The sequence below is a fragment of the Lutibacter sp. genome (genome assembly GCF_041596795.1).
Classification (GTDB): domain Bacteria; phylum Bacteroidota; class Bacteroidia; order Flavobacteriales; family Flavobacteriaceae; genus Lutibacter.
Genome location: NZ_JBFHHX010000133.1, coordinates 1 through 8886 on the forward strand (window position 1 = coordinate 1; position 8886 = coordinate 8886).

General features: G+C 28.0%; 10 protein-coding genes. 5 read left to right on the top strand and 5 right to left on the bottom strand.

What is annotated here, in order from left to right; all coding sequences use genetic code 11:
• On the bottom strand, positions 1-834 hold an 834-nt coding region (locus tag ABY298_RS12965; RefSeq protein WP_372746484.1), incomplete at its 3' end, for a glycine--tRNA ligase.
• A 107-nt stretch (positions 835-941) separates the two neighbouring features.
• On the bottom strand, positions 942-1826 hold the full coding sequence (locus ABY298_RS12970; protein ID WP_372746485.1) for a hypothetical protein: 885 nt from the start codon (positions 1824-1826) through the stop codon (positions 942-944).
• Positions 1827-2014: 188 nt separating this feature from the next.
• Between ABY298_RS12970 and ABY298_RS12975 the strand changes: the two genes are divergently transcribed.
• The 5 genes from ABY298_RS12975 to ABY298_RS12995 all read left to right on the top strand — a co-directional run bounded on the left by ABY298_RS12975 (position 2015) and on the right by ABY298_RS12995 (position 6780).
• Positions 2015-2701, top strand: a complete 687-nt coding sequence (locus ABY298_RS12975) for a ComF family protein (protein WP_372746486.1) — start codon at positions 2015-2017, stop codon at positions 2699-2701.
• A 79-nt stretch (positions 2702-2780) separates the two neighbouring features.
• Positions 2781-4385: an Ig-like domain-containing protein gene (locus tag ABY298_RS12980; protein WP_372746487.1), complete on the top strand. Its 1605-nt coding sequence runs from the start codon at positions 2781-2783 to the stop codon at positions 4383-4385.
• A 67-nt stretch (positions 4386-4452) separates the two neighbouring features.
• The gene (locus ABY298_RS12985; protein WP_372746488.1) at positions 4453-5250 is read left to right on the top strand and encodes a glutamate dehydrogenase; all 798 of its coding nucleotides are present in this window, start codon (positions 4453-4455) and stop codon (positions 5248-5250) included.
• 195 nt (positions 5251-5445) lie between these two features.
• Complete coding sequence (locus ABY298_RS12990) at positions 5446-5781, top strand: arsenate reductase family protein (protein ID WP_372746489.1); 336 nt, start codon at positions 5446-5448, stop codon at positions 5779-5781.
• A gap of 129 nt (positions 5782-5910) precedes the next feature.
• On the top strand, positions 5911-6780 hold the full coding sequence (locus tag ABY298_RS12995; protein ID WP_372746490.1) for a hypothetical protein: 870 nt from the start codon (positions 5911-5913) through the stop codon (positions 6778-6780).
• 59 nt (positions 6781-6839) lie between these two features.
• Here the strand turns inward: ABY298_RS12995 and ABY298_RS13000 are convergent, their stop codons facing one another.
• The 3 genes from ABY298_RS13000 to ABY298_RS13010 form a co-directional block, all read right to left on the bottom strand.
• Complete coding sequence (locus ABY298_RS13000) at positions 6840-7313, bottom strand: DUF4252 domain-containing protein (RefSeq protein WP_372746491.1); 474 nt, start codon at positions 7311-7313, stop codon at positions 6840-6842.
• A gap of 56 nt (positions 7314-7369) precedes the next feature.
• Positions 7370-7972 (bottom strand): DUF4254 domain-containing protein, encoded by a 603-nt coding sequence (locus ABY298_RS13005; RefSeq protein ID WP_372746492.1) that lies wholly within the window; start codon positions 7970-7972, stop codon positions 7370-7372.
• Positions 7969-8886: DNA adenine methylase (locus ABY298_RS13010; protein ID WP_372746493.1), on the bottom strand; the 918-nt coding region annotated here is incomplete at its 5' end. The genes ABY298_RS13010 and ABY298_RS13005, both read right to left, overlap by 4 nt.

Here is an 8886-nt window from a genome sequence, read left to right on the forward strand (position 1 = left end):
AGTGCCAGGACGTACAAAAAATTGCATTTCCATTTGTTCAAATTCACGCATACGGAAAATAAACTGACGCGCAACAATTTCATTTCTAAAAGCTTTACCTGTTTGTGCAATTCCAAAAGGAATTTTCATTCTTCCAGATTTCTGTACATTTAAAAAGTTTACAAAAATACCTTGTGCAGTTTCAGGACGTAAGTATAAATCCATTGCTGTATCTGCAGAAGCGCCCAATTTGGTACCAAACATTAGGTTAAATTGCTTTACTTCTGTCCAATTTCTTGAACCAGATAGTGGACAGGCAATTTCCAATTCTTCAATTAACGCTTTTACATCAACCAAATCTTCTTTTTCTAAAGATTGACCCATGCGCTTTAAAATTGCATCGCCTTGTTCTTTATAACCTATAACTCTAGGATTAGTTGCTAAAAATTGCTCTTTATCAAAAGCACCTCCAAAACGTTTTGAAGCTTTTTCTACTTCCTTTTCAATTTTAGCATCTAATTTACCAACGTAATCTTCAATAAGTACATCGGCTCTATATCTTTTTTTAGAATCTTTATTATCTATTAAAGGATCATTAAAAGCATCTACGTGACCTGAAGCTTTCCAGGTGGTTGGATGCATAAAAATTGCAGCATCTAAACCTACAATATTCTCGTGCATTTGCACCATTGCTTTCCACCAGTAATCTCTAATGTTTTTCTTTAATTCTACTCCGTTTTGAGCATAGTCGTATACTGCGCTTAAACCATCGTATATTTCACTAGATTGAAATACAAAACCGTATTCCTTTGCGTGTGAAACTACTTTTTTAAATTGATCTTCTTGATTTGCCATTGTGCAAAAATAATAAAGGTTTTAGTACAAAAAAATAAAAAAGTGGAAATAGCCTAAACTATTTCCACCATTTAACATTAAACAATATTAATTCGGAGTTACCTTTTTTACTTTAAAGTGATTTGGGATGCTCCTGCAAATTTATTTTCAATAAAAATATTTACTGTATAAACACCATCAACTATGTTATCTCTATTTACTTCAACCAATGAAATAATATCAATTGGCTCGTTTACATAATTAATTGTTGTTTTATCGCTATAATCAATAGTTGTATTATCAAACAAGGTTAATTTCCCTTTTTTAGCAATTGTATTACCTTTTAAATCAACTATTTGCATATAAACGCTACGTTCACCTTGGTCTGAAATTTCATTTTTAGCAATTGTAAAGTTAATTCTAAAAGCATCTGTATTTCTAGATCTAGATGTTTCCACTAATTTACCTCCAGAACGCTCTCTCATAGCTAAAATTTTAGCTGAATTTACTTTTAAAATAGAACCAATTACTACTTTTTCGGCCAAGCCTTTGTTAACAGTTGTTAAAGTATCATTTCTTGCAATTTGTTTTGTAATTACAACATTTACACTATCTAAATTACTCGATAATCTTCTGTTTTCACCAGTTAATTTTTCGTTTTTCTTAAAAAGATCTTTGTTGGCTTCCTCTAATTTAAATAGTTGACTTCTTAATTTTCTTAAAACTTCATAGTTAACCACTTTCATTTTTTTCACAGAATCTCTCAACATAATTATTTTATCTCTTTCCAATGATAACTCATTAGACATAGATGTATTCTTCGCAATTGCTGTTTCGTATTTGGCAATCATACTATCTAAGTTCACAGCTATTTCATTCTTTTCCACTTCTATAGCATCAGTAAGTTTTTTGTGCTCGCTATTATTGTAAAAAGTATAAATTGATATACCAACTAACAACGCAGCTAACGCAATTATTAAAAACTTACTATTCGATTTTTTAGATTCTTCCATTTTATTTAAAATTTATTTTTTCTATAACGCAAAACTACTCTATTAAAGTATATAAACATAAAAAAATTTTGAGGTAGACCTTTTGATTAAGACATATTAAATGTACAACATTTTTTTTAACCTAGTATATAAATCATTCATAATTTGTTTTTACCTAAAGATTTAATAATTTTATGAAAAATCTAGCTATGAATTTTTTAAAAGATATTCTGTATATTTTTTACCCAGATATTTGTTTGTGCTGTAAAAATTATCTAACCAAAAACGAACAAGATATTTGTGTTTTTTGCAGGAATGATTTACCTCTAACAAACTTTTGTTCTGAAACACCTAATTTGGTTGAAAAAACTTTTTACGGAAGAATTCCAATACAAACCGGAACAGCTTTATTTTATTTTTTAAAAAAAGGAAAAATTCAGCAACTCATACATCAATTAAAATACAAAGGGCAACAGCAAGTAGGTAGTTTTATAGGAAATTGGTTAGCCGAAGAAATGTTAGCTAGCAATAGGTTTAAAGATATAGATTGTATAATTCCAGTTCCTTTAAACTTAAAAAAACAAAAAAAACGAGGATATAACCAAGTTACTACCTTTGGACAAAGCTTATCTACTGTATTAAATATACCTTTTTATGAACATATTCTTAAAAAGAAAACTGCTAAAAATTCACAAACAAAATTAATACGATTAGATAGATGGAGAAATGTTGAAGAACTCTTTTATACTGAAAATGAATTCGAATTAGCTAACAAACACATTCTTTTAATTGACGATATTATAACTACTGGAGCCACACTTGAAGCCTGTTATTTAGCTTTAAATACATGTAAAAATATTAAAATAAGTATTGCATGTATGGCATACACTAAATAAACTTATAAAAAATGCAATAGTGCCCATTATTTGTGATTGTTTAATAAATTAATTGTTATTTTGCACTTAAAAAAAATACATGAAGGCTCTATTTTTAAAGCTCCTACTAGTTTTTATAGTATATATTTCATTTTTTGGATGTGCTAAACGCGGAACACCAACTGGTGGTCCAAAAGATTCCATCCCTCCAGTTTTAATTTATGCATCTCCGGCTATGGAAAGCATACAATTTAAAGAAAGTAAAATTAAACTTGTTTTTGATGAGTACATTAAAATAAACAACGTTACAAAAAATTTGGTAATATCACCTCCACTAAAACTTGATCCGGTAATTACACCTTCTGGTACAGCAAGCAAGTTTATTACTATAAAAATTTTAGACACTTTAGATAAAAACACTACTTACTCATTTAATTTTGGTAATAGTATAGTAGATAATAATGAAGGAAATAAATTTGGGAATTTTAAATATGTTTTTTCAACAGGAAATTATATAGATTCTTTAAAAATAACAGGAAAAGTTACCAATCCTTTAGAAAAAAAATCAATTTCTAATATAGATGTAATGCTATATGAATATAATGATACTTTTAAAGATTCTATTATTTATAAGAAAAAACCAAGGTACCTTGCCAACACTTTAGACTCTACCATGTTTGAAATAACAAATATCCGCGAAGGAAAATACTTGTTAATTGCTTTGCAAGACGCTAATAGCAATAAAATTTACAATCCGGAAGTTGATAAGATTGGGTTTATAAGCGATACTATTACACTTCCAACAGACAAAACTTATGACTTTACTATTTTTAAAGAAGTACCAAAATTAAAAGTAATTAAACCAAAAGAAGCTGCTAAAGGACACGCTATTTTTGGTTACGAAGGAAATGCAGATAATATTGTAATTGAAATGTTATCGGAAACTCCTCCTGATTTTAAATCGCAATTAATTTATGAAACCAATAAAGACACTATTAACTATTTTTATTCAACAATTGAAGCCGATTCGATATCTTTTAAAGTTTCAAAAAATGAGTATTCCGAAAATTTTACTTTAAAATTAAGAAGCTCTAAAATTGATACTTTAAAAGTTTCTCCAGGTGCAACAGGAAATATTCTTCATTTAATTGATACCTTTTTTGTTGCTACAAATACACCAATTATAAATTTTGATGCTTCTTTAATAAAAATCACCAAAAAAGATTCTACCGAGGTTTTGTTTAAACCTATATTAACCAATTCAAAAAATAAATTGTATTTAAATTTTGAAAAGGAACAAGGCCAAGATTATAACATTCAACTGTTACCAAAAGCAATTACAGATATTTATACAACAGCAAATGATAGTCTTTTGTACAAAATAAAAACCAAATTAAAGGAAGATTATGGCGATTTAACTTTAACTATTCAAAGCACTAAAAATAAACCATTAATTGTACAACTATTAAATGAAAAAGAGGAGCTAATTAGATTTGTAAAGATAGAAAAACCACAACCAGTTAATTTTAAATTATTACCTCCAACAAATTACTTGGTAAAAGTAATAGTAGATGATAATAATAATGGAATTTGGGACACGGGAAGTTTTTTAAATAAAATTCAACCAGAAGAAGTTCAATACTTTACAAAACCCATAGAAGTTCGGGCAAATTGGGATATAAATCAACCAATTACACTAAAATAACCTTTTTTCTGTTAATTATAATATCAATTTAATCAAATTTATTACATTTGGTACTTAAAACCTCAAATTGAAAGAGATAAAAAAAATATTAATCCTGTTTTTTATTTTTGTGTTGGCCCAAAACTTTTATGGCCAAGATTACAATAGCCATGAAATAGGTTTTATTTCAGGTGCAGCATCATTTACTACAGATTATGGCGCTAGAAATAATTTTTCAGCAAATGTTGGAGGAAACGTTGGCGTTGGTATTGGAGCAATTTACTATTTAAATTTTACAGATTACAGATATAGATGGAACCAAAGAACAAGCTATTTTGCCGAACATTTTAGATTAAGAGGAGAATTATCTTATATGTCTGCCAAATTAGATCATTTTGGAAAATATGTAGATGAAAATCAAACATCTTTAGAAGCAGATAAGTTAAGAGCAATGCACGGAACTACTTATTTGGTAAATTTAGGAGCCCAATTAGAATTTCATATTGTAGATATTGTAGATTTTGGATCAAGAAGAATTCCAGATTTAAAATGGTCACCTTATTTAAGTGCTGGTTTTATGGTTGATTTTTATAACCCAAGTTTAAGATCAGATTTAGGAGATTGGGAACAAGATATTTCTGTTATTTATGAAAAATGGAGAGTTCCAGGAGCAATTAACGTAGATCCAAAAATTACAGGTTCTGCAACTTTTGGAATTGGAACAAGACATAAATTTGGTGAATATTCAGATATTTTAATTGAATCTCGTTGGCAATATTTTTTCTCTAATTATGTAGATGGTTTAAACGCTAAACAAGATGAAGCCAATAAATATAACGACTGGCTAGTTTGGTTACACGTTGGTTATGTTTACTACCTAAATTAACTTTTACCCAAGTTTTTAAATCTTGAAGAAATCCCAATGGGAATTACCTCTTTTACCACCTTTTATATTAAAAATTTCAAATTCTTTTATTGAACATTAGGTAAAAGGTATTCAATTTTTAAGAATTTACATTCCATTTTAATAATTTTTAAGTTTAAAATAAAGCCATTAAATTTACATTTCAATTTAAATCATATGAAAAAAATTTATTACCTAAAAACTTGTGATAAGTGTAGAAAGATTTTAAAAGAAATGGACACTTCGGCATACATTTTACAAGAAATTAAAACAGAGCCAATTACGGTTAAACAATTAGACGAATTGTATTCATACACAAAAAGTTATGAGGTTTTATTTAGCAAAATGGCTAAAAAATACAAACAAATGGATTTAAAAAACCAAAAGTTGCACGAAAACGATTTCAGACAATTAATTTTAGATGAATATACCTTTCTAAAGCGACCTATTATTATCAATGAAACCGAAGTTTTAATTGGAAATTCAAAAAAAATTATTCCAATTTCTAAATAACGTTTAATTTCCAATAATTTTACAATTGATTTACAAATAATATCATAATTATTTTTAATGTAACAATTATTATTTGATTATTTTTTTATAAAAACTATATTGCATACTTACTAAACAATTAAACTAATTATGAAAAAACAATTATTTTTATTTGTTGCCTTAATTATAGCAACAAGTGCAAGTGCGCAATTTTATGTAAGTGCTAGTGGCGGTTACGCAATTCCTAGTGCTGGAGTTTTAATGGGTACTAAAGTTACTTCAGACAAAACAGAAAACACTTATGGAAGTTATGGCGAAGGTCTTAATGGCCAATTACGTGTTGGTTACACTTTAAACGAAACTTTTGGTGTTGAATTAGGTATTGGATATTTACATGGTGACGACCAAATTAAAAGTGAAGTTAATATTCCTAACTACAGAATTACCGATGCAGTTGCAAGAGGTAGAGCTTTTGGAGTATTACCACAATTAACGTATAAATTTAATGATAAATTTTATGGAAGAATTGGTGCTTTATTAAAAGTTGGTGGAAAAACTGAAGCTGTAGTAGACGATATTAATTATATGTATGATGCTGCAAATGGTATTACAATTTCCCAAGCTTTATCATTACCAACTGGTGCATATACGCATACAACTTATACAGAAGATTATCACGGTCACTTACCACTAGGAATTGTTGCCGCTATGGGTTATAAATTTCCTATAAACGACAAAATTTCTTTCTTTACAGAACTTGAATATATGGGTGTAAGTGTAAAACGTAAAGATTCTGAAATAGTTGAGTTTAATACTGATGTAGTTTTAGCAGATGGTACAGTTGCCGTTGCTGGATTATATACTTTAGATAATTTACCAGCTGGTTATTATAAAGAATCTACATATGTAGATGAATTATCAAATTCAAATACTGATGGTTCTAAAAAATTATCTGAAAGAGTTCCTTACTCTTCTTTCGGTATTAACTTTGGTATTACTTATACTTTTAGTAAAAAATAACCCAATAAAATACAATAAAAAAAGCCATTTAGAATATTCTAAATGGCTTTTTTGTTTTGCTATAATCCTGTTAACTTAATATCAGAATCATCTAAAAATTTAACAAAATCTTTTTCCAAAATATTGGTTTTTAAACCCAATACTAATAAATCTTCATCGCTTTTAATTTTTAACACAATTTCTTTAATAGTGCTTTTACGCTCTAAAAAATACAACTGAACTTGGTCTCCGTTGCTTTTTACTTTTAAAATTGAAGCGTACTTTTTTTGTTTTATAAATTTATCAAACTGTTTATCTAAAGATGTTTTATCCTCATTAAAAATCATTACTTTATAATGTTTTACCCTTTTAAACAACTGTTCATATTCTTTTATATCTTCTTTTGGTATAAACAAATTGGCAAAAAAAGCTGGAGTACTAATATGTAAATCACATTCATCTTTATGTGCTACATAAAAAGAATTAAAAGAAGATTTTGAAGCACACGAAACAAGCAATAGTGCCGTTACTAAAATTAAGAAAGTATTTTTCATAAAAAAGGTGTTTATTCTATGACGAATAAACACCTTTTTTGTAACCTTAACAGTTATTATTTTTTAGTATATAACATTGGGTTTGTATCCTCATCGTTATACATTTTCATTTGTTTATAAACTTTCATAAACTTTTCACCAGTAGCAAAATCATTTAATAAATCATCAATTGCCGTAGATAAATCAACACGTTGTTCTAACAACACGTTTAATTTTTCTTGACATTTTGCTCTATGTTCTTCAGAAGCACTTTCTCTGGTTGCTTCTTCTCTCATATGATAAATTTTTAATGCTAAAATAGATAATCTGTCAATTGCCCACGCAGGCGTTTCAGAATTTATTTTTGCGCCTTCTTTAACCTCTACATCCTTAAATTTTTGCAGAAAATAGCTATCTATATATTCTACCATATCAGTCCTATCTTGGTTTGAAGCATCAATTTTACGCTTTAAAACAATAGCATCAACCGGATTAATATCTGGTAAACGAATAATATCTTCGTAATGCCATTGAACAGTATCTATCCAGTTTTTTCTGTATAGTAAATGTTCAAAAGAATTTTTGTCATACGGATTTTCAAATGGTTGATCCACGTCATCAATAACGTGGTATTTTTTAATTACTTCGTCAAAAAGTTTATTGTATTGTTGTGCACTCATACTATTTTTTCTAAAATGTGTAAATATTCAACTGTTTCAGTTGCTTTATGATTTCTATTTTCAGTTTTATCGGCTTTAAATCGTTGATAATTGGTGGTTTTTAAACTATACTTACCATACTTTTTTAAAATTGTACTCACCTCATCCTCAGTCATTAAACCTTCGTTATTATAACTTAAAAATATAAATGTAAAGTTAGCATTTTTAATTAACTCTTCGAAAGATTTTTTGACTTCATTTTTTTTACAATAAGACGATCTGTAGTAATTTCTTAAACCAGTTTTCCCTTTTGGTTGAAACTCATCATACTTTGCAATAGTATTTAATAAATGATAGTTTGAACCATATTGCCGCGCGTTGTAGGGCGGATCTAAATACAAAATATCTCCTTTTATTTTTTTTATAAGTTCATTGCTATCTTCATTATATACCAGCTGAACATTGTTGCTTAAATTAAAATTTGCCGGTTCTAGTAACAAAGTTTTTTGAGCTGATTTTTTTAACTTTTTTAAATAAGCTCCGTAAACCGAAGCTGTATTTGCTACTTTATCGGCACTTTCTAAAAGCGATGCTAATAAAAAATAATATTCATCTTCAGAAACTTCCTTTTTGTTTTTCCAATGTTCAATTTGCTTTCGAATAGCATCAATTTTTTTTCCATTTTCCGCAGAAAAATACAATCTGTTTTGCAATCCGTTTTCGCAATAGTTTTGAAATATAAATCCTTCTTTCCCTTCTAAATTATTTAAATAAGTAAATTTATTTTCAATGGTTAATTCTGATATATTTCCAATATAATTTCTGTTTAACACATAACTATAAAACTCAACATCATTGGCAATTACTTGCTTTACCAATGGTTTAAAATTTCTACCAACACTTCCTGTTCCGGCAAATAAATCGCAAAAAATAAG